The sequence below is a fragment of the Janthinobacterium violaceinigrum genome (genome assembly GCF_009208555.1).
Classification (GTDB): Bacteria; Pseudomonadota; Gammaproteobacteria; order Burkholderiales; family Burkholderiaceae_D; genus Janthinobacterium; species Janthinobacterium violaceinigrum.
On the sequence record NZ_WFLI01000039.1, the window covers coordinates 1 to 18,549 of the forward strand.

Here is an 18,549-nt window from a genome sequence, read left to right on the forward strand (position 1 = left end):
CGACCACCTTGTTCAAGTACGGGTCCGGCGCCTTGGTCGACGGCCAGGATGGCGTGTTTGCGCCCGCCGATGTCGCCGATATCGTCATCGAGTTTTTTGCCTGCGACATTCCGCCCGGCTATATCGCCGCCATGGCGCAGTGCGCGCCGCAGCAAAGGCGCGCAAGGCCTGGAGCGGCAGGGGATGTTTCATGGATTTAGTTTTTCTATAGTCTGCGGCGGGCGCGGCCGCCAGTCCCGCCAGCGCGGTGACGCCGGCCAGCAACAGCCACATGCCGGCACTGTGCCAGCCCAGGTACGATGCCAGCACCAGCAATTCGGCCGACACGGCGATGCCAGCCCCCACGCCCGCATACAGCAGCGGCGCGCCGCGCGCATGGCGGCGCTGCTCCAGCAGCCACAGCGAGGCGGCCACCATGGCCAGCGCGCTGAAGACGCCCGCCACGCCCCGCACCGTCACGATGAGCCAGACGGGCATGGGCAAGGCCAGCACGCCCAGGCACAGCGCCGTGCCGGCCACGGACCACAAACACAGCCGGTGCGCGCTGTGCGCCCGCGCGCGCATGGCCAGGATGGCGCCCAGCAAGTAGCCAGCATAGTTGGCCGAGGCGGCCAGGCTGCCGCCGCGCAAGCTCAAGACGCCTTCCTTGACCATGTGCGGGTAGATGGCCGTGAAGGCAAAGCGGCCGAAGCCCATGCCGATGGCGAGGATGGCCGCCCCGGCGATGGCCGCGCGCAGCCTGGCGGCCCCGCTCACGGCGCCGCCGCGCCGAGTTGCGCCAGCAAGTGCTGGAACGCGGGCACGTCGAAGCCCGCGCGCCACACCAGCACGGTGTCAATCTGCCCTGCGGGCAAGGTTTTCAAGCTTGCCGGCGCGTCCGACAGCGCCAGCACGCTGGCCGGCAGCAGGGTCACGCAGGCGCCGGCCGCCACGCAGGCGATCATGGTGTGATACGAACTCATTTCCTGCACCCGCCACTGCGTGCTGCCCGCCACGCCCAGCAAGTCTTCCGCGATGCCGCGGTAGGTGCAGCCCTGGGGAAACGCCGCCAGCGAACGCGCGGCCACGTCCGCGGCCCGCCGCGCCTGCGCTTCGCTGGCCGGCAGCAGCAGGCACAGCTCCTCGCGCCACACGGCCCTCGATGCCAGTCCCAGCTCATCCAGCGCGGCGGCGCCGCCGAACGCTGGCGGCAAGGCAACAAACGCGCAATCGAGCAAGCCCGTGCGCACCTGCTCGATCAGGGGGCGCGACGGCCCCGTGCTCAGCGCCAGCCGCGTCGCCGGATACCGCGCATGATAGGCGGCCAGCAAGGCCGGCAAGCGGCTGGCCGCCGTGCTTTCCATGCTGCCGACGCGCAAGGTACCGCCCTCGCGCCCGCCCGTGACGACATGCCGGGCCTCGTCCGCCAGCGCCAGCAGGCGCTGCGCATACTCGAGAAAACGCTCGCCCGCCGCCGTCAGGGCCATGCGCTTGTTGGTGCGCACGAACAGTTCGGCGCCGATATCGGCTTCCAGTTGCTGGATGCGCGTGGTGACGCTGGACGGCGCGCGGCCCAGGCGGGCGGCGGCCTGGGTGACGCTCAGTTCACTGGCGACCGAGCAAAAAATCCGCAATGATTCCGGGTCCATCGTATTCTCTCTTTGAAAATGATTGTGCTATTATATTCTCAAAATACGAATTAAATGCAGCATCCTCAACTTCATGAAGGAATCATCATGACTTCATCCCAGCCCTTCCTCGACCGCCTCGGCCTGCAATACCCCATCATCCAGGCGCCGATGGCGGGCGTCTCCACGCCGCGCATGGCCGCTGCCGTCTCGGATGCGGGCGGCCTGGGTTCCCTGGCCATCGGCGCGGGCACGGCGGCGCAGGCGCGCCAGATGATCGCGGACACGCGCGCGCTGACGGACAAGCCCTTCAATGTGAATGTGTTCTGCCATGCGCCGGCCGTCAGGGATGCGCGGCGCGAAGCGGCCTGGCTGGCCCATCTGGCGCCCCTGTTTGCGGAGCTGGGCGCGGCCCTGCCCACGCAGCTGGACGAGATCTATCAAACCTTCATCGGCCATGCTGCGGCATTCGACCTGCTGCTGGAACTGCGTCCCGCCGTCGTCAGCTTCCATTTCGGCTTGCCGGCGGCGCAGCAGATCGCGGCCCTGCGCCAGGCGGGCATCTACACGATGGCCACGGCCACCAATGTGCGCGAGGCGCTGCTCATCGAACAGGCCGGCGTCGACGCCATCGTGGCGCAGGGCGTGGAAGCGGGCGGGCATCGCGGCGTCTTCGATCCGCAGGCGCAGGACGAGCGCCACAGCACTTCCGTGCTGCTGCGCCTGCTGGCGGGCAGCACCGCCCTGCCCCTCGTCGCGGCCGGCGGCATCATGGATGGACAAGGCATCCGCGCCGCGCTGGACCTGGGCGCCGCGGCTGCCCAGCTGGGCACGGCGTTCGTGCTATGCCCGGAGTCGGCGGCCAATGCGGGCTACCGCGCCAACCTGAAAAGCGGGCGGGCGGCCAGCACCCGGCTGACCAGCGTGCTCTCGGGCCGCCTGGCGCGGGGCATGGTGAACCGCCTGATCGCACATGGCGAAGCGCCGGGCAGCCCGCCGCCGGCCGACTATCCCGTCGCCTACGATGCCGCCAAACAGCTGAATGCAGCGGCCAGCCTGCGCGGCGACAGCGAATTTGCCGCGCAATGGGCTGGCCAGGGCGCCCCGCTGGCGCGGGAAATGGGCGCGGCGGAACTGGTGGCCACCCTGGCGCGGGAAATGGCCCGCTGATTCCAGGATGGCGTCGAGGCGACGTAGGACAAGGACAGCCTGCGGGCTTGCCAGGCGCGGCTGGCAGTGGACGGATGGCTGCCCCGTGTCCTATTTTTTATACCGCGTGGCCAGCAGATAAACGCCGGCAGCCAGGCAGACCATGCCGACCAGGCTCAATCCCGCTCGCGACAAGCCGGACCAGAACAATGAGCTGGCCAGGGCGGCAGTCATCACCGGCTGCAATTTAAAGGCACACATGCCGATACCCAAAAAAAGCAGTCCGCGGACGGTGCGAGGAGACCAGCTATTCATTTTCTTCCCATTCTTGTAAGCGCATGCGCGCGGCTGGCAAATCTTACACGAGCCACGCATCAGGAAAGCAGCGAATTTCCCTCTGCGATCCGCGTCTACGCCGGCTGCTGCTGCGTGGTGCAGTGGATGCCGCCGCCGCCGGCCGCGATGGCGTCGATGTTCAACTGCACGATGTCGCGCCCGGGGAAGTGTTCGCGCAGGATGGCCCTGGTGTTGCGGTCGGCTGCCGCATCGCCGAATTCCGGACACAGCACGGCGCCGTTGCAGACATAGAAATTGATGTAGCCGGCGGCGAAATCCTTGTTTTCATATTGCGGGCGCACCTGCCCCGGACCGGGCAGGACCACCACCTGCAGCGGACGGCCGCGCGCATCCGTGGCCTTGCGCAGGATGTCGAGGTGGCGCTGGGTGACGGCGCGCTCGGGCGAAGCAGGGTCGTTTTCAAAGCCGGCCGCGACGACGCCGGGAGCGCAGAAGCGCGCATAGAAATCCGTGTGGCCATCGGTGATGTCCTGGCCCGCGATGCCGGGCAGCCAGATGACTTTCTCGATGCCCAGCAGCCGGTGCAGTTCCTGCTCGCACTTTGCCTTGCCGACGCCAGGGTTGCGGTTGGCGTTCAGCACGCAGCTTTCCGTGATGATGGCCGTGCCCTGGCCATCGACTTCGATGCCGCCCCCTTCCAGCACCAGGCTACTTTCCAGCACGGCAACGCCGGCGCGCCCTGCAACAAAACCAGCCACCAGCGCATCGTCGTCATAATCCTGCTTTTCGCCCCAGCCATTGAAATTGAAATTCACGCCGGCCAGCGCGCCGCCCGCCTTCCTGACGAAGACGGGGCCCGTGTCGCGCATCCACAGGTCGTCGATGGGCTGCACCAGCAGCTTGACCTTGTTGCCGCACAGGCGAGCGGCCACGTCGTAGTCTTCCTCGTTGACGAGCATGTGCACGGGTTCGACGCTGGCAATCGCTTGCGCAATGCGCGCCAGGTTCGCCTGCGCGCCCGCCTTCAGGCGCTTGCCCCACACCTCGTCATTCGCGCCAAAGGCCATCCACGTGGCCGCGTGGCGCTCGCCTTCGTCGGGCATGCGCCAGCCGGCCCCTGCGGCCAGGGCCGACGAGGCCGACGAGGCAGGCATGGCGGGCAAGCCCACGGCGGCGCCTGCCGCCAGGCCCATGGCGCCCGAGAGAAAATGTCGTCGTTGCATGCTGTTCTCCTGTGATGCGCGTTTATGCCGGTTCCTGCTGCGTGGTGCAATGGATGCCGCCGCCGCCGGCCGCGATGGGATCGATATTGATCTGCACCACGGCGCGCCCAGGATACAGCTGCGCATACTGCGCCCTGGCGCTGGCGTCCGCTTGCGCATCGCCGAATTCCGGCAGGAAAATGGCGCTGCTGGTGGCATAGTAATTGATATAGCCGGCGGCGAAGGTGTTCGGGTTGTTTCCGGGCCGAATTTTCTCGGGACCGTCGATGACGACGATCTGCAGCGGCTGATTATCGGCATCGGTGGCGCCGCGCAAGATCTCCAGGTGGCGGCGGGTCACCGCGTAGTCGTACGATTCCGTGTCCATCTCGCGGTGCGCCACCACGACGCCGGGGCGCACGAAGCGGGCGTAAAAGTCCGTATGGGCATCCGTGATGTCCTTGTTCTTGATGCCTGGCAACCAGATCACCTTGCGGATGCCCAGCAGGCGCTGCAGTTCCGCTTCGCAGTCGGCCTTGCTCCAGCCCGGATTGCGGTTATTGTTCAGCACGCAACTTTCCGTGATGATGGCCGTGCCCTTGCCATCGACTTCCAGCGCCCCGCCTTCCAGCACCAGGCGCGTGGCCAGCAGCGGCACCCGGGCCTGGGCGGCGACCATGTCCGCCACCTGCCCATCCTTGCCGAACTGCTGCTTGTTGCCCCAGCCATTGAAGTTGAACTTCACGCCGGCCCGCTCGCCGTTCGGCTTGCGCACGAAGACGGGGCCCGTGTCGCGCATCCATAAATCGTCCATCTCGGCGGCAATCAGATTCACGCGCGCGTCGAGCAATTGCCGCGCGCTGGCCAGTTCCGCCGGGCGCACCAGCATGTTGACGGGTTCGTAGGCGGCTATCGCATTGGCGATGCGCACGAGGGCCAGCTGCACCTGCGGCACTTGCGCGCGCGTCCACACGGCGCTCGAGGCGCCATACGCCATCCACGTCGCCTTGTGGGCTTCGGCCTCGTCGGGCATGCGCCAGCCGTCGGCCTGATTGACGCCACCGCCGCTAATGCTGGGCGGCGTGGGCGTAACGGGGCCGGCTTCCGCAGCACCGCCGCCACACGCGGCCAGCATGCCGCCCATGGCCAGCGCGCTGCCACCCACCATGCAATGACGCAAGAAATATCGACGTGTATTCATATCCATCCTTGATTAGTTAGTCAGAGTGCCGCGCACCGTTTGCCGATGCGTTGGCATGCACGGCATTGTGGCGGGATCAAGATATGAAAACAAATGATATGATTTGCTTTAATTCATTAAGTTTTCTCATATGTCAGAACATCGCATTCCTTCGCTGAAGTTATTGATGGGCTTTGAAGCGGCTGCCCGCCACGGCAATTTTTCGCGCGCGGCCGACGAACTGCACGTGACGCAATCGGCCATCAGCCATCAGGTGCAACTGCTGGAAGAACAGGTCAAGCAGCCGCTGTTCCGCCGCGCGGGACGGGGCGTGGAGCTGACGGTGGCGGGCGAAGTGCTGCTGCGCAGCGTGCAGCGCTCGATGACCGTGCTGCGCAGCGGCCTGGGGCGCATCGCCACCTATCTCGATCCCGGTCTCGTGGTGCTGGTGTGTCCGGCGCCCGTGCTGCACGGCTGGCTGCAGCCCCGGCTGCGGGCGCTGGAAGCGCAGCTGCCCGAACTGTGCCTGCTGCTGTCGGTGGACGAGAGCGCCCGCTTCGTCGATGAAATCGACGTCGATATCGCCATCGGCGACCGTCCCCTGCTGCAGCCGGACTTGCAGGAAATCCCCCTGCTGCACGATGAATGGGTGATGGTGGCCAACAGCGAGCTGGCGGCGCGGCTGGCCGGCGTGCCGCAGGAGGCGCATCACCTGCACGCGGATCTGGTGTGCCTGGAAGAAAGCTTGACGGGCGATGCGACGGCGACCCTGTTCCTGGGTCCGCTGGCGCGCTTTCGCAAGCGGGCCATCTACGACGACGCGCGCCTGTTGCTGGACGCTACGCTCGACGGGCGCGGCATCGCCTGCCTGCCGCGCCTGCTGGTCGATGCCAGCCTGGCGCGCGGCCTGCTGCACGTGCTGCCCGCTTACCCCAGGGTGCCGGGCGCCACCTGGTGGCTGTCGGGCGTGGCGGAACACCCGCGTTCGCCCATCGTCGGGCAAGTATTCGACTGGCTGCGTGCGCAAGGCGCGGCGCAGGGGGCGTGATCAGGGCTGCGGCACGCGCGCATAGTCGACGCCGCTGGCCCAGCGGTTTTCCCAGTGCGCCAGGTACGATTGGGCCAGGACCGCGCTGTGCCACACGACGAGCACATTTTCGCTGTTGGCGGTAGCGGCATCGGCCGTGTAATTGAAGCTGCCGTTCTGCACGGTCACGCCATCGGCAACGATGTACTTGTCGTGATGCAGCGCGTAGCGGGAAATGATGCGGGTGGGAATACCCGCATCGACAAGCCGGTTCAAGGCGGCCCGGCTGTTCTTGCGCGCGTTGCGCCGCGCATCGACGAGCACCCTGATGTCCACGCCCCGCTGGCGCGCGCGCAGCAAGGCCTCGACCACATGGGGCGAGCTGAACGAATAAGCGGCCAGCCGGATGCTCGACGCCGCGCTATCGATGACCTTGAGCACCAGCGCCTCCGCCCCGCCATCGGGCGAAAACGCGTTCTCGATGGTGACCGTGAGCGCGGCGTCGGCGGCAAGCGATACTGGTGACGCCGGCGACACGCCCGCGGCCAGGCACAGCGCAACGGCAAGCAGGATGTTCTTCACGCTGGCATTCCCCTGTTTCAATGAGTAGAATTCTACAAGACGCTACACCCAGCGCAGACAAACACAACTTCGCCATGCCCAAATGCGCCCCATAGCTTATCTCTACAAAGACGTGGCATCGCGACCTGAATGGCTGCATGCACCAAACGTTACCGACGTATATTCACTAAGCGCTTGCGTTTCCACGAACTTTGCGGACTATATAAGCGACTGGAAACACAACGGATATTGGCTTTTCGACTCACCGTCCGTCATGATCAAACTGGCGGCCGACAATGCGATTGTACTCGACGGCCTCAAGCTCTTCTACTATGAAGTATTCGAAGAAGAATTTGACGGTGAGAGCAGAGAATGGAGAACCTTCGAACCCGAGTCCTCATTCGAACTGAACGTTGTCTTACCTCAAACCAACGTTTTGGAGGGTTTCGACGTAACCTTTTTACGTGCCATACCTCACCGGAATGCTCTCCCCTCTCGTGCAATTCCTTCGCTGCGACGCTTCCCACCAATCAGCATTGTCTATTCAACACATTCCATGTAGCCAGGCAGGCAATAGAAAACAATGGATTTCCCGCATGCGGGCCTGGGCCATACCGCATTATTGCGGTCTATTCAATACGATAGATACTGGCTGGAGCACCTGTTGCTGGCCGGTTGCCGTCGTTGGCAGATGCCGCCCCCAAGCAACCTGTGCCAGCTGTGGCACAGGCCAGTCTTGAAGCCAGATTTGAGACAGTGCCGTTACCACTGAAACAGAAACCACATGCGCCGTACGGCATATGGAGATGCAGATCTCTCGATGAAACGCTGGCGCCAACAAAACGCGAATGCCTTCCTCAGCTTTGGCCAGTTGCCAATCGTTTGCAAAGCCGCCAAGGCCAAGCGCTCGGCAGATGTTTTCGGATGTGTAATTGGCGTTGAGCATAATCGCAGAAAAGTACTGTAAAAATCGGGAAACGATAAGGTATAAGGCAATAGGCGGCAAGACACAACCATTCGAACGTGCGCATCTGGCTGCGGCCACTGCCCGGCGATATACAACGCCCCCTGTTGAAAAACCCGAGATGCAACTCATCCCTCGATTCGCGCAGTCCGTCGCAATTTACATCAAGCATGTCACATTTTCCATAAAATCGGCCTGCACGAATAGAGACAGCCAGCCGCCGATAACTTTCATCCAATTCTAAAAGGAACAACTCATGTGGAAATCTGTATCCGCGCGCTCTTGCCTCGCAGCGGCGTCGCTCGCCGCTCTAGCTGCCTGCTCCACTTCGAATGAAACGGCACATCAGCAATCGTTCTCAAAAGCGCCGGAGCAATTAAAGAAACAAATAGAACACATGGATGAAGCCTTGTTCGGTGCTTTCAATGCCTGCGATGTCGCCGCATTTACAAATTACCTGACTCCGGATGTCGAGTTTTACCATGACGAAGGTGGCCTCATGCTGTCGGCCGATTCTCAGGCGGAAGGCTTGAAAATGCGCTGTGCCGAGCAATCGAAAAACGGTGAGCTGCGGCGTGAATTAGTCAAGGCCAGTCTTGAAGTCCATCCAATTAAAAATTATGGTGCCGTTGAAATCGGCACGCATAATTTTTACAGGACTCTGCCGGGCAAACCGGAAAAATTGACCACGGTGGCGAAATTCATGCATATTTGGCAGCAGGATGGCAAGCAATGGCGTGTCTCGCGCATCATCAGCTACGCGCATTCGGCACCAAACTAGCAATGGACAAAGAAGACTGGCAGACCCAGTCTGTCTGCAGAATATCGGCCCATATCACTTGCGTCCGACTCCATCGTTGTGTGCCCGGCTTTACTGCCTGTCCGCCTCATGCCAGGCATGCGGCGGTTACGGCAGCCGGTGCCGGAACGTGGGTTCGATGTTGCGCGCGTGCAGCCAGCGCACGATGTCTTCCAGGGTGGCGTCCTGCAACAGCAAGCCTGGCTGGGTAGCGGGCGCGATCGCTGGTGATGGGGCGACGGGAGCGGGAGCGGCGGCAGGCACTGCCTCGGCCAACCCCGCATGCCCCTGCAACTGCGCCAGCGCCTGCGCGAACTGGGCCGGGTTGATGCTGCGCAAGCTTTCCAGGAAGCCCAGCTGCGCGGCGGGCGGCGGGGCCATGTCCAGGCCCGGTTCGTCGACGAAGGCGGCGCCCATGCTGGGGTGGATGAAGGCGGCCCACTTGCCGGACGGCTGCAGGCAAGGCGGCAGCGCCACCTGCTCCACGAAAGCGGGCGGCGCGACGGCGAGGATGTCGGTCGAGGCAGGTAGAAAGGTCGAGCGCAGCAGTTGCGCGAACTGGCGCGCCTGGGCGACGGGCACGGGCGTGGCCAGCGACAGCCATAACTGGAATGCCGAACCCGAGATGCTGACGGCGGGCGCCGGCAAATCCAGCTCGTGCTGCACGGCATTGGCGATCGTGCACAGCGCGCTCCAGTGCGCTTCGCCGCCGCCCTTGCCGCCGAATTCCAGCACCAGCGCGCGCGCCAGGCCGCTCCCGGTCACGAGGCGCACCGCTACCGTCTGCTCGCCCGACAGATGGCGTGCCAGCACGGCCGGCGTCAGCGGCTGCGCGCCGCCATCCGCATCGACGTATTGCTGCTGTTCATCGAACAGATACAGGCGGGTGAGTTCGGAAATCAGTTTATGCATGGCAGCCTCGTAATGACGTTGAGCAACACTTGTCAACGTGCCCAGATTATAGCCTCCCCGCGCCATGGATCTCAGCGCGCAGGCAAGCCGGCCGCCTGCCCCGCCCGTCCGACCTTGCAACGATAACCATGCGGCGCCTTGGACAGCCCGATGAAATGGCCGCCACAGTTGCTTTCCGGTTATCGGCGCTAGCCAGTTAGTTGACAGGCCAGGGAGTCGCAGTCGATGGCGGAGGCAGTCTCGGCGGCCAAGCCTGAAGTCGGCAGTGGCCGCCTGGCCTCAAGCCACCTTGCCTTCCGTCCTGGCGGACAGCACCAGCAGCAAGGCCAGTGCCAGCATGGCGCTGGCGCCGCCCAGGGCTACCGTAACGCGGTGCGCCAGCAGCGGCACGCCCGCCAGCTGGCTTGCGCCCAGGCCGGCCACGGCCACCAGCACCGCCAGTCCCAGCGCATTGCCCATCTGGTGCGCCACGTTGACGAGGCCCGAGGCGGCGCCCGCATCCTGCGCGGGCACGCCGGCCACGCCGGCCGCCGTCAGCGGACTCAAGGCCATGCCCTGGCCCGCGCCGATCAGCACCATGGGCAAGGCCACGCCCAGCCAGTAAGCCGTGCCCGCATCGACGCGGCTCAGCCATGCCATGCCCAGCGCCGTTGTCGCCAGTCCCACGGCCAGCAGGCGCGCATTGCCCAGGCGGCGCGTCAGGCGCGGCACGCACAGGGCCACGCCAAAGTTCACCAGGGTCATGGGCAGGAAGGCCAGGCCCGTCAACGATGGCGGATAGCCGAGCACCACTTGCAGGAATTGCGTGGTAAAAAAGAAGAAACCGATCATGGCGCCCAGGAACAGCACGCGGGCTCCGTACGCGGCATTGCGCTGGCGGCTGGCAAACAGGCGCAGCGGCAGGATCGCGTGCGCGGCACGCCGCTCGATGGCGATGAAAGCGGCCAGCAACAGCACGCCCGCCGCCAATGCACCCTGCGTCAGACCGTCTCCCCAGCCGGCGCCGGCCGAGCGGATCAAACCGTACACGAGGGCCGCCATGCCGACGGTGGAGCTGGCCGCGCCGGCCACGTCGAAGCGACCCTGCTTCATTTCACTCTCGGCGAGGTAGCGGCGGGTTGCCGCCAGCATGGCGGCGCCGATGGGCAGGTTGATGAAAAATCCCACGCGCCAGGACAGCCATTCGGCCAGCACGCCGCCCAGCACCAGGCCCACGCTGGCGGCAATGCCCGCCACGGCGCTGTACAGGGCGATGGCGCGCGTGCGTTCGCGCCCTTGCGTAAACGTGGTTTGCAGCAAGGCCAAGGTCGATGGCGCCACGATGGCCGCACCCACGCCCTGGATGGCGCGTGCGGCGACCAGCATGGCCGGCGACTGCGCCAGGCCGATGGCCAGCGACGCCACGGTAAACAACACCAGGCCCAGCTGCAGCAGGCGCCGCCGGCCATGGATATCGCCGGCGCGCGCGGCCAGCAGCAGCAAGCCGCCAAAGGTCAGGGTGTAGGCGCTTTGCACCCAGGCCAGGCCCGTATCCGTAAAGCCCAGTTCCTGGTGGATTTTCGGCAAGCCCGTCAGCACGATGGACGTGTCGAGCACGATCATCACGTAGCTGACGAGGATGATGGCGAGGATGGCCGCCTTGTGCGGCGCGGCGGAGGGAGTAGCAGCTGGCGGATTGTTCATGCCGTCACTGTAAGCCGTATGCATTACGATGAATAGATGGTAAAGTCTGCATGAACTTATTAGCGCAACTAATGAATTGGAAAGACATCCGCCATGGCACAAACCAACTTCAACGACATCCTCGCCTTCGTGGCCGTGGCCCGCGAAGGCAGTTTTACCCGGGCGGCGGGCAAGCTGGGCGTGTCGCAGTCGGCGCTGAGCCAGACGGTGCGCGCGCTGGAGGCACGGCTCGATTTGCGCCTGCTGGTGCGCACCACGCGCAGCGTCTCGCCCACGGAAGCGGGCGAACAGCTGCTGCGCACGGTGGCGCCCCGCTTCGACGAGATCGAGGCGGAGCTGGCCCTGCTCAGCGCACGGCGCGACAAGCCGGCCGGCAACATCCGCATCAGCGCGGGCGAGCACTCGGCGCTGACGGTGCTGCAGCCGGCCATCGCCCGCTTGCTGCCCCAGTATCCGGACATCAACATCGAAATCGTCGTCGACAACGGCATGACCGATATCGTGGCCGCGCGCTGCGACGCGGGCGTGCGGCTGGGCGAGCAAGTGGCCAAGGACATGATCGCCATGCCCATCGGCCCGGATTTCCGCATGGCCATCGTCGCCTCGCCCGCGTATTTCAGCCGCCATCCGGCGCCCGTCACGCCGCAGGACTTGATGGCGCACAACTGCATCAACATGCGTTTGCCCACCCTGGGCGGCCTGTTTGCCTGGGAATTTGCCAAGGACGGGCAGGAACTGAAAGTGCGGGTGGAGGGGCAGATGATCGTCAACAATTTGGCCCTGCGCCTGCATTCGGCCCTCGATGGCCTGGGCCTGGCCTGCATGCCGGAAGATGCGGTGCTGCCCTGCCTGGCCGATGGCCGCCTGGTCCGCGTGCTGGACGACTGGTGCCCCGCCTATGCGGGCTACAAGCTGTACTACCCGAGCCGGCGCCACCCGTCGCCCGCGTTTACCGTGCTGCTCGACGCCTTGCGCTATCGCGGGGTTTGAGCCAGCGCAATCCTTTACCCGCAGTGAACTGTGAATTGCACGAACACGCGTTTACCGTGCGCCCAGGCAGGACTATAGTGGCTTCTTTCCCACCTGTTCAAGGATCGTCATGAAACTCTTCTACTCGCCGGGCGCCTGCTCGCAGGCACCGCACATCATCCTGCGCGAAACGGGCACGCCGTTCACCCTGGTCAAGGTCGACCTGGGCCAGCACCGCACGCAGGACGGCGGCAATTACTACGAACAGAACCCGAAAGGCCAGGTGCCGCTGCTGGCGCTCGACGATGGCACGGCCTTGAGCGAAGGCCCCGTCATCGCCCAGTACGTCGCCGAACAGGCCGGCAGGCAGGATCTGCTGCCGCCCGTGGGCAGCCTTGCCCGTTACAAGGTGCTGGAATGGCAGAACTACATCACGTCCGAGCTGCACAAGTCGTTCAGCCCCCTGTTCGATCCCCGCATCGACGCGGCCACCAAGGCCTTGTTCATCGAGCAGCTGGGCAAGAAATACAAGTGGATCGACAGCCGCCTGGAAGGCCGCGCCTACCTGACGGGTGACACGTTCACGGTTGCCGACGCCTATCTGTTCGTCATCACGGGCTGGGCCCCAGGCCTGGGCGTGGATCTGTCCGCGCTCACGCATCTGCAAGCCTTCCTGGGCAAAGTGGCCCAGCGCGACAGCGTCAAGGCGGCCTGGGAAGCGGAAGGGCTGGCCAAGGCCGCTTGAGCGCCATGGTCCCGTGCACGGGCCACGCCTTTGCCGGCTGGCCGTGCACCGCCATGATGGTCAGCCGCAGCGGCGCGCACGGTTTCCGTGCCGTCGTTCAGGGAGGAACGGGTGCGCCGTACGCTAGCCGCTCCTGCCCGCTCGCGCCATGGGACGGCGCCCGCCGGCTTGTACGGCAGATGCGGTAGTATCGTCATGCTGGCGTCCGTGCGCTGCCAGTTCGTTTCCTCCCACCTGCTCCTGCGAAAGATCCGTCATGGAAGAAGAATATGAAGTACCGAGCCCCCATGAACACGCCGTGGAAGAGGCAACGGAGAAGGAACGCGATGGCCTGACGCAGAAAATCGCCCTGATGACGGCCATTCTCGCCACCATCGGCGCCCTGATCAGCTACCAGAGCGGCAATGCGCAGAACGAGGCCATGTTCCTGAAGAACGAGAGCATCCTCAAGCAGGCGCAGGCCAGCGACCAGTGGGCCTTGTACCAGGCGAAGTCGACGAAGGGCCATATTGCCGAAGCGACGGCCGCGCTGGCCAGTGTACCCGAGGTGCGGGCCCGCTTCCTGGCGGAACAGGCCAGGCAGGAACGGGAAAAGGCGCTGGTGCAGGCGCAGGCGCGCCAGCTGGAAGAGCAATCGAGAAAGCTGGGCGAGGAATCGGAAGCCAAGCTGCGCCCGCACGAACGGCTGGCCATGGCCCTGACCTTCATCCAGATCGCCGTGGCGCTGGCCGCCATCACCGTGCTGACGCGGCGCCGCTGGCTGCTGTGGGGTTCCGTGGGCGCGGCGGCGGCCGGCATACTGGCGGCCGGCAGCGCCTTCCTGCTGTAACGGCCCGTTGTTCAGGCGGGTGGTTCAGGCGGGCGGCACGACGCCGCTCCAGCCGGGCAAATAGCGCGCCTGCTGGCTGCGCGCCAGCTTCATCGCTTGCGCCAGGGCCTTGGGGAAGTTTTTTTTCAGCATGGTGGGCGCGATGCGGCTGCGGAAGAAATCGGCCCACAGGAATTCGCTGAACGGCGTCACGTCCTTGGCGTAGCCGCCCGCGCTGCGCAATTCGCCGGCCAGGCTGCGGTAGGGATCATCGTGCAAGGCGCTCAGGTGCCGGGGGATGGCGGAAAAATCGCGGCGCAAGCCTTCGCTGTCGTACGGGTGCACCCACTGGTGGTGGTCCATCACATGCCAGAAGTGCAGCGGTTCCAGCCACGATAAATCCTTCAATATCATCAGGCTGACGGTTTTCACGCCTTCCTGGTGCAGCGCCAGGCCGAAATGGTGATGGTCGACGATGTAGTGGCGCCCTTCCGGGCCTATGATGCTGGGAAACCAGTGATCGGCCAGCGCCGCCGTCCGCGCCTTCCTGCCCAGGCTGGCCCAGTGCGCGCGCTTGAGCGCCACCTCGGCCATGCCGACCGTGATCTGCGTGGGCAGCAGCTTGTTCAGCCTTCCCTTGACCAGTTGCGGTTTCGCGCTTGTCATACTATCTCCCAGATGCGTGGCCTGGCCGCCAGCGTAGCATAGTCGCCGCTACTTTTCAGGCGTGGCGGCGGCCAGCAGGCGCACGGCTTCGGCCACGCTCAATTCGCTGAGCAGCAGCGCCGGCCCCCCTTCGGCGGCCAGCATGTCCTGCAGCGCCAGCTGCAGCACCGTGCATGCGGGCTCCTTCAGCCGCGCCAAGGCCAGGCCCAGTCCCCGCCCACGCACGAACGCGGCAAAGTCGCGCAAGGCTTCGACGCTGCTGCCATCGAGGTCCGGCGACTCTTCCAGGCTGAGGATCACCTGGCGCAGCGGACCGGACCGCTCTTCCACCAGGGCGCGCGCCAGATGCAGGCTGCGCTCGGCATTGACGAAGAACAGGGGCTCGTCGAGGCGCAGTATCAGCAGCGCCGGCTGTGCGCGGGCATCGCGGTGCAGCGCCAGCTTCACGTAGTCGTGGCTGTCGCCCAGCCGCCCCAGCACGGACATGCCGGGCCGCGACAGGCGGCGCAGCATCAGCAGCAGGCTGATGGCGATGGCCACCAGCAAGCCGTCGAGCACGCCGAACAGCAGCACGCCGGCAATCGCCGCCAGCACCAGCAGGCGGTCGCGGCGCCAGGCGAAATACGGCCGCAGCGCCACGGGATTGAGGGTATGGCTGACGGCGTGGATGACGACGGCGGCCAGCACGGGCACGGGTGTGAGCGCCACCAGCGGCAGCAGGGTCAGCACGATCAGCCCCACCACGGCGGCCGCCACCAGTCCCGCCAGGCGCGAGGTGGCGCCCGCCGCCTCGTTGGCCGACGTGGCCGAATAGCCGGCGCCCACCGGCATGGCTTGCAGCAATCCCGCCACCACGTTTGCCGCGCCCAGCGCCAGCAAGTCGCGCTCGGGCGCCACGGGGTCGCCATGCTTCAAGGCAAAACTGCGGATGGCGCCATACGATTCCGCATACAGGATCAGCGCCAGCGCAAACGCCAGTTCGGCCAGGCGCGTCCATTCCTCCTGCGTCAGGCGCGGCAGCACGGGCATGGCCAGGCTGATATCGATGGCGCCCACCAGGGCCACGCCGTGGCCCGGCAAGTCGAGCCACTGGCCGGCGGCCATGCCCAGCGCGATGACGATCAGGCCGGCGGGCCAGCGCTGCCTGCCCCGCAGCAGGAACAGCAACAGCAGCGCCGCCCCGCACAGGGCCGCGCCGCGCCCGTTCCACTGCCCTGCCCGCGCCAGCAGGCCGGGAACGAGATGCAGCATGTCGCCCTGCGGCGGCTGCACGCCCAGCACGCCGGGCAGCTGTTTCACGATGATCACGATGGCCAGGCCGAAGGAAAAGCCCCGCAGCACGGGCTTGGCGATGAATTGCGTGACGCTGCCCAGCCTGGCCACCCAGGCCAGCAGGAAGAACCCGCCCGTCAGTATCACCAGGCCCGCCATCAGCATGAGCCGGTGGCCCGCCGTGCCGCCCGCCAGGGAAGCCATGGCCGCAGCCAGCACGGCGGCCGACGACGACGTGGCCGAAACGATGGCAAAGCGGCTCGTGCCCAGCACGCCATAGCACAGCAGGCCCGCAAACAGGGCCAGGATGCCCGCCTGCGGCGCCAGGTTGCCGATGCTGGCATACGCCACCGCTTCCGGCAGCAGCAGGCCGGCGATCGACAGGCCCGCGCTGACATCCTGCCAGCGGTTCGTTTGCGTCGCAGCCGGTGCGCTCATGGCGATGCTCCTGGTGGGTGGCGCTCATCGGCTCCATGATGCGGCAAAACGGTGTTTCCGGCCACATTTGCTTACATTTTATACATAAAAACTGTCTACCGGCGGCCCCGGCAGCGCGTTCAGGCAGTGTGACATCCCTGATCGACCACCTGGAGACTACAATGAAAACCACCGTCCTGTCCGCCATCACCGTAATCGTGCTTGCCTCGGCTGCCGCCAGCAGCTTTGCCGCAGAAACGACCTGGCAGAAAAACCATCCCCGCCGCGAGCAGGTGAACAACCGCCTCGCGCATCAGAACGCGCGCATCCACAAGGAAGTCAAGGAAGGCGAAATCAGCAAGGGACAGGCGGCCGCCCTGCACCGCGAGGACCGCAGCATCCGCCGCGAAGAGCGCAGCATGGCCAAGCTCGACAACGGCCATATCACCAAGGCGGACCAGCGCGCGCTGAACCAGCAGGAAAATGTGGTCAGCAAACAGATCGGAAAGTGATTTGACGCAAGGGGCGGCGTTGCACGGTGCGCCAACGGCGCGCTGCAACGGCCGCCCCATGGCAACGCGTTCCCGCCGCCCGCGGCATGCAGCTCTGTGCGAAAATGCCCGCCTTCGCCATTGCCCGATACCGCCCATGCCGCACCTTGCCATTGCTCCCCTCATCCCCGCCCTTTCCGTGCGCGACGCGCGCCGCATCGCGCGCCATGCGCCGGCGGCCGACGCCGCCCGCTTTCTGCATCCGGCCCAGCAGGCGCTGCTGCACCGGCGCGGCTGGCTGACGATGCTGGCGCCGCGCAGCGCGGGCGGCGCCGAACTGCCCTTGCCGCAAGTGGTGCGCCTGGAAGAAGCCGTGGCCGCCGTCGACGGCAGCATGGGCTGGGTGCTGACCCTGTGCGCGGGCGCAGGCTGGTTCGCGGGCTTTCTGGCGCCCCCCATGGCGCGGGCAATCATCGGCACGCCCCGCGTCTGCCTGGGCGGCAGCGGCGCGGCCACGGGAGATGCGGAACAGGAAGGCGACGGCTACCGCATCACGGGCAGCTGGGACTACGCCAGCGGCGCACCCATGGCGACCCACTTCACGCTGAACGCCCGGCTGCAACGCGATGGCCAGCCCCTGCTCGATGACGAAGGCAAGCCGCGCATCCGCGCCTTCCTCGTGCCCGCCGCGCTGGTGCAGCTGGTGCCGTCGTGGAACAGCCTGGGCATGCGCGCCAGCGCCTCGCACAGCTACCGCATCGATGGCGAGTGGATAAGCCAGGAGCACGGCTTCGCCATCGATCCTGCGGCCGCCACGACCGATGGCCCCCTGTACCGCTATCCGTTCTATTCGCTGGCCTACGTGACCCTGGCGGCCAACGTGGCAGGCATGGCCAGCCACTTCATGACGCTGGCCGAGGAATGCATGCGCCACCGCCGCCATGCGCGCGCCGGCTTGCCGCTGCTGGAGGTGCCGCAAGTGGCCGCCATGCTGCAAGACAGGAAAGACGCGTTCGCGGCCGCCCGCGCGCATTTCTATGCCGTGCTGGACGACAGCTGGGCGCAGGTAGCGGGCGGCGCGGCGCTCGACGGGGACGCCATGCAAACCGTGCAGGCAAGCTCGCTGGCCCTGGTGGCGCTGTGCCGCGCGGCCGTCGATGGCCTGTATCCATACTGCGGCCTGTACGCGGCGCGCGAAGACAGCACCATCAACCGCGTGTGGCGCGATTTCCATACGGCCAGCCAGCATGCGCTGCTGCTGCCCTAGCGTGCGCGCCCTCGGCGCCGCCAGAAGGCGCCTCAGCGGGGATAGTGCTCGTCCGCCACCTGTTCCAGCCAGCTGACGGCCGTTCCGTCTTGCGCCTCCGCAATGGCGACATGCTGCATGGCGGACGTGGCCGTCGCCCCATGCCAGTGCTTGACGCCGGGCGGTATCCACGCCACGTCGCCCACGGCCAGCGCTTGCAGCGGTCCCTGCCAGTGCTGTACCCAGCCCTGGCCTTGCGTGACGATCAGGGTCTGGCCCAGCGGATGCGTATGCCACGCCGTGCGGGCGCCTGGCGCAAAGCTGACGATGGCGCCGCCCGCGCGGGCCGGAGACGGCTGCTGGAACCTGGCGTCGACTGCGACCTTCCCCGTGAAATAGGCGGCGTCGCCGATGCTGGTGGGCAAGGCGGCCGCGCGCGTGACGGTGACGGCCGCTGGTGCGGCAGCAGCCTCAACAGAGGCTGCCCCGGCGGGCAGGCAAAGCGGCAAGAGTGCCGCAGCGTATCGATGCATGGGTATTTCCTTTCTTGCCGC

20 protein-coding genes and 1 pseudogene are annotated in these 18,549 nt (G+C 65.9%); 10 read left to right on the forward strand and 11 right to left on the reverse strand.

The window, feature by feature from the left end; all coding sequences use genetic code 11:
• A pseudogene (gene earP, locus GCN75_RS29670) lies at positions 1–152 on the forward strand (elongation factor P maturation arginine rhamnosyltransferase EarP); the annotation flags it as partial.
• On the opposite strand, the gene GCN75_RS23995 reads toward earP, so the two are convergent.
• Both GCN75_RS23995 and GCN75_RS24000 read right to left on the reverse strand, forming a co-directional pair.
• Entirely contained in the window at positions 85–822 is a 738-nt protein-coding gene (locus GCN75_RS23995) for a YbfB/YjiJ family MFS transporter (protein ID WP_405002835.1), read from the reverse strand. The pseudogene earP and the gene GCN75_RS23995 sit on opposite strands and share 68 nt — an antisense overlap.
• Positions 753–1,628 (reverse strand): LysR family transcriptional regulator, encoded by an 876-nt coding sequence (locus GCN75_RS24000; protein WP_152284633.1) that lies wholly within the window; start codon positions 1,626–1,628, stop codon positions 753–755. Before GCN75_RS24000 ends, GCN75_RS23995 begins: the two co-directional genes overlap by 70 nt.
• Before the next feature lie 87 nt (positions 1,629–1,715).
• Here GCN75_RS24000 and GCN75_RS24005 point away from each other — a divergent pair, with 87 nt between their 5' ends.
• The gene (locus GCN75_RS24005; RefSeq protein ID WP_152284634.1) at positions 1,716–2,777 is read left to right on the forward strand and encodes an NAD(P)H-dependent flavin oxidoreductase; all 1,062 of its coding nucleotides are present in this window, start codon (positions 1,716–1,718) and stop codon (positions 2,775–2,777) included.
• Positions 2,778–2,867: 90 nt separating this feature from the next.
• On the opposite strand, the gene GCN75_RS24010 is transcribed toward GCN75_RS24005, so the two are convergent.
• The 3 genes from GCN75_RS24010 to GCN75_RS24020 all read right to left on the reverse strand — a co-directional run bounded on the left by GCN75_RS24010 (position 2,868) and on the right by GCN75_RS24020 (position 5,456).
• On the reverse strand, positions 2,868–3,071 hold the full coding sequence (locus GCN75_RS24010) for a hypothetical protein (RefSeq protein ID WP_152284635.1): 204 nt from the start codon (positions 3,069–3,071) through the stop codon (positions 2,868–2,870).
• 95 nt (positions 3,072–3,166) lie between these two features.
• Positions 3,167–4,276 carry an agmatine deiminase family protein gene (locus GCN75_RS24015; RefSeq protein ID WP_152284636.1) on the reverse strand — a complete coding sequence of 370 codons (1,110 nt, stop codon included), beginning with the start codon at positions 4,274–4,276 and terminating at the stop codon, positions 3,167–3,169.
• 22 nt (positions 4,277–4,298) lie between these two features.
• Entirely contained in the window at positions 4,299–5,456 is a 1,158-nt protein-coding gene (locus tag GCN75_RS24020) for an agmatine deiminase family protein (RefSeq protein ID WP_152284637.1), read from the reverse strand.
• Between the two features lie 130 nt (positions 5,457–5,586).
• On the opposite strand from GCN75_RS24020, the gene GCN75_RS24025 reads away from it, so the two are divergent.
• Entirely contained in the window at positions 5,587–6,483 is an 897-nt protein-coding gene (locus tag GCN75_RS24025; protein WP_152284638.1) for a LysR family transcriptional regulator, read from the forward strand.
• Here GCN75_RS24025 and GCN75_RS24030 read toward each other — a convergent pair whose 3' ends face one another.
• A complete protein-coding gene (locus GCN75_RS24030; protein WP_405002836.1) occupies positions 6,484–7,035 on the reverse strand; it encodes a phospholipase D family nuclease in 552 nt (183 codons plus the stop codon).
• A gap of 772 nt (positions 7,036–7,807) precedes the next feature.
• Between GCN75_RS24030 and GCN75_RS29330 the strand changes: the two genes are divergently transcribed.
• Positions 7,808–7,990 (forward strand): hypothetical protein, encoded by a 183-nt coding sequence (locus GCN75_RS29330; protein ID WP_193317633.1) that lies wholly within the window; start codon positions 7,808–7,810, stop codon positions 7,988–7,990.
• Between the two features lie 253 nt (positions 7,991–8,243).
• Positions 8,244–8,768, forward strand: a complete 525-nt coding sequence (locus GCN75_RS24040; RefSeq protein ID WP_152284640.1) for a nuclear transport factor 2 family protein — start codon at positions 8,244–8,246, stop codon at positions 8,766–8,768.
• 126 nt (positions 8,769–8,894) lie between these two features.
• Here the strand turns inward: GCN75_RS24040 and GCN75_RS24045 are convergent, their stop codons facing one another.
• Both GCN75_RS24045 and GCN75_RS24050 read right to left on the reverse strand, forming a co-directional pair.
• Positions 8,895–9,698 carry a TOTE conflict system archaeo-eukaryotic primase domain-containing protein gene (locus GCN75_RS24045; protein ID WP_152284641.1) on the reverse strand — a complete coding sequence of 268 codons (804 nt, stop codon included), beginning with the start codon at positions 9,696–9,698 and terminating at the stop codon, positions 8,895–8,897.
• A 279-nt stretch (positions 9,699–9,977) separates the two neighbouring features.
• Entirely contained in the window at positions 9,978–11,381 is a 1,404-nt protein-coding gene (locus GCN75_RS24050; RefSeq protein WP_152284642.1) for an MFS transporter, read from the reverse strand.
• A 93-nt stretch (positions 11,382–11,474) separates the two neighbouring features.
• Here GCN75_RS24050 and GCN75_RS24055 point away from each other — a divergent pair, with 93 nt between their 5' ends.
• The 3 genes from GCN75_RS24055 (at position 11,475) to GCN75_RS24065 (ending at position 13,924) form a co-directional block, all read left to right on the forward strand.
• Positions 11,475–12,371 carry a LysR family transcriptional regulator gene (locus tag GCN75_RS24055; RefSeq protein ID WP_152284643.1) on the forward strand — a complete coding sequence of 299 codons (897 nt, stop codon included), beginning with the start codon at positions 11,475–11,477 and terminating at the stop codon, positions 12,369–12,371.
• A 109-nt stretch (positions 12,372–12,480) separates the two neighbouring features.
• Positions 12,481–13,095, forward strand: coding sequence for a glutathione transferase GstA (gene gstA, locus GCN75_RS24060; protein WP_152284644.1), 615 nt, complete (start codon positions 12,481–12,483; stop codon positions 13,093–13,095).
• A gap of 256 nt (positions 13,096–13,351) precedes the next feature.
• A complete protein-coding gene (locus tag GCN75_RS24065; RefSeq protein ID WP_193317634.1) occupies positions 13,352–13,924 on the forward strand; it encodes a DUF4337 domain-containing protein in 573 nt (190 codons plus the stop codon).
• A gap of 24 nt (positions 13,925–13,948) precedes the next feature.
• Here the strand turns inward: GCN75_RS24065 and GCN75_RS24070 are convergent, their stop codons facing one another.
• Positions 13,949–14,569 carry a ParB-like protein gene (locus tag GCN75_RS24070; protein ID WP_152284646.1) on the reverse strand — a complete coding sequence of 207 codons (621 nt, stop codon included), beginning with the start codon at positions 14,567–14,569 and terminating at the stop codon, positions 13,949–13,951.
• Between the two features lie 48 nt (positions 14,570–14,617).
• A complete protein-coding gene (locus GCN75_RS24075; protein WP_152284647.1) occupies positions 14,618–16,279 on the reverse strand; it encodes a SulP family inorganic anion transporter in 1,662 nt (553 codons plus the stop codon).
• A 161-nt stretch (positions 16,280–16,440) separates the two neighbouring features.
• Here GCN75_RS24075 and GCN75_RS24080 point away from each other — a divergent pair, with 161 nt between their 5' ends.
• On the forward strand, positions 16,441–16,770 hold the full coding sequence (locus GCN75_RS24080; protein ID WP_152258680.1) for a hypothetical protein: 330 nt from the start codon (positions 16,441–16,443) through the stop codon (positions 16,768–16,770).
• A 136-nt stretch (positions 16,771–16,906) separates the two neighbouring features.
• Positions 16,907–18,016, forward strand: a complete 1,110-nt coding sequence (locus GCN75_RS24085) for an acyl-CoA dehydrogenase family protein (protein WP_152284648.1) — start codon at positions 16,907–16,909, stop codon at positions 18,014–18,016.
• 32 nt (positions 18,017–18,048) lie between these two features.
• On the opposite strand, the gene GCN75_RS24090 is transcribed toward GCN75_RS24085, so the two are convergent.
• Positions 18,049–18,528: a (R)-mandelonitrile lyase gene (locus GCN75_RS24090; protein WP_152284649.1), complete on the reverse strand. Its 480-nt coding sequence runs from the start codon at positions 18,526–18,528 to the stop codon at positions 18,049–18,051.
• Between the last annotated feature and the right edge of the window lie 21 nt (positions 18,529–18,549).

Coding starts and splice junctions, on each gene's coding strand:
- GCN75_RS24000 (WP_152284633.1), bottom strand. CDS start 1,628: ATGGACCCGGAATCATTGCGGATTTTTTGCTCGGTCGCCAGTGAACTG.
- GCN75_RS24005 (WP_152284634.1), top strand. CDS start 1,716: ATGACTTCATCCCAGCCCTTCCTCGACCGCCTCGGCCTGCAATACCCC.
- GCN75_RS24010 (WP_152284635.1), bottom strand. CDS start 3,071: ATGAATAGCTGGTCTCCTCGCACCGTCCGCGGACTGCTTTTTTTGGGT.
- GCN75_RS24015 (WP_152284636.1), bottom strand. CDS start 4,276: ATGCAACGACGACATTTTCTCTCGGGCGCCATGGGCCTGGCGGCAGGC.
- GCN75_RS24020 (WP_152284637.1), bottom strand. CDS start 5,456: ATGAATACACGTCGATATTTCTTGCGTCATTGCATGGTGGGTGGCAGC.
- GCN75_RS24025 (WP_152284638.1), top strand. CDS start 5,587: ATGTCAGAACATCGCATTCCTTCGCTGAAGTTATTGATGGGCTTTGAA.
- GCN75_RS29330 (WP_193317633.1), top strand. CDS start 7,808: ATGCGCCGTACGGCATATGGAGATGCAGATCTCTCGATGAAACGCTGG.
- GCN75_RS24040 (WP_152284640.1), top strand. CDS start 8,244: ATGTGGAAATCTGTATCCGCGCGCTCTTGCCTCGCAGCGGCGTCGCTC.
- GCN75_RS24045 (WP_152284641.1), bottom strand. CDS start 9,698: ATGCATAAACTGATTTCCGAACTCACCCGCCTGTATCTGTTCGATGAA.
- GCN75_RS24050 (WP_152284642.1), bottom strand. CDS start 11,381: ATGAACAATCCGCCAGCTGCTACTCCCTCCGCCGCGCCGCACAAGGCG.
- GCN75_RS24055 (WP_152284643.1), top strand. CDS start 11,475: ATGGCACAAACCAACTTCAACGACATCCTCGCCTTCGTGGCCGTGGCC.
- gstA (WP_152284644.1), top strand. CDS start 12,481: ATGAAACTCTTCTACTCGCCGGGCGCCTGCTCGCAGGCACCGCACATC.
- GCN75_RS24065 (WP_193317634.1), top strand. CDS start 13,352: ATGGAAGAAGAATATGAAGTACCGAGCCCCCATGAACACGCCGTGGAA.
- GCN75_RS24070 (WP_152284646.1), bottom strand. CDS start 14,569: ATGACAAGCGCGAAACCGCAACTGGTCAAGGGAAGGCTGAACAAGCTG.
- GCN75_RS24075 (WP_152284647.1), bottom strand. CDS start 16,279: ATGAGCGCACCGGCTGCGACGCAAACGAACCGCTGGCAGGATGTCAGC.
- GCN75_RS24080 (WP_152258680.1), top strand. CDS start 16,441: ATGAAAACCACCGTCCTGTCCGCCATCACCGTAATCGTGCTTGCCTCG.
- GCN75_RS24085 (WP_152284648.1), top strand. CDS start 16,907: ATGCCGCACCTTGCCATTGCTCCCCTCATCCCCGCCCTTTCCGTGCGC.
- GCN75_RS24090 (WP_152284649.1), bottom strand. CDS start 18,528: ATGCATCGATACGCTGCGGCACTCTTGCCGCTTTGCCTGCCCGCCGGG.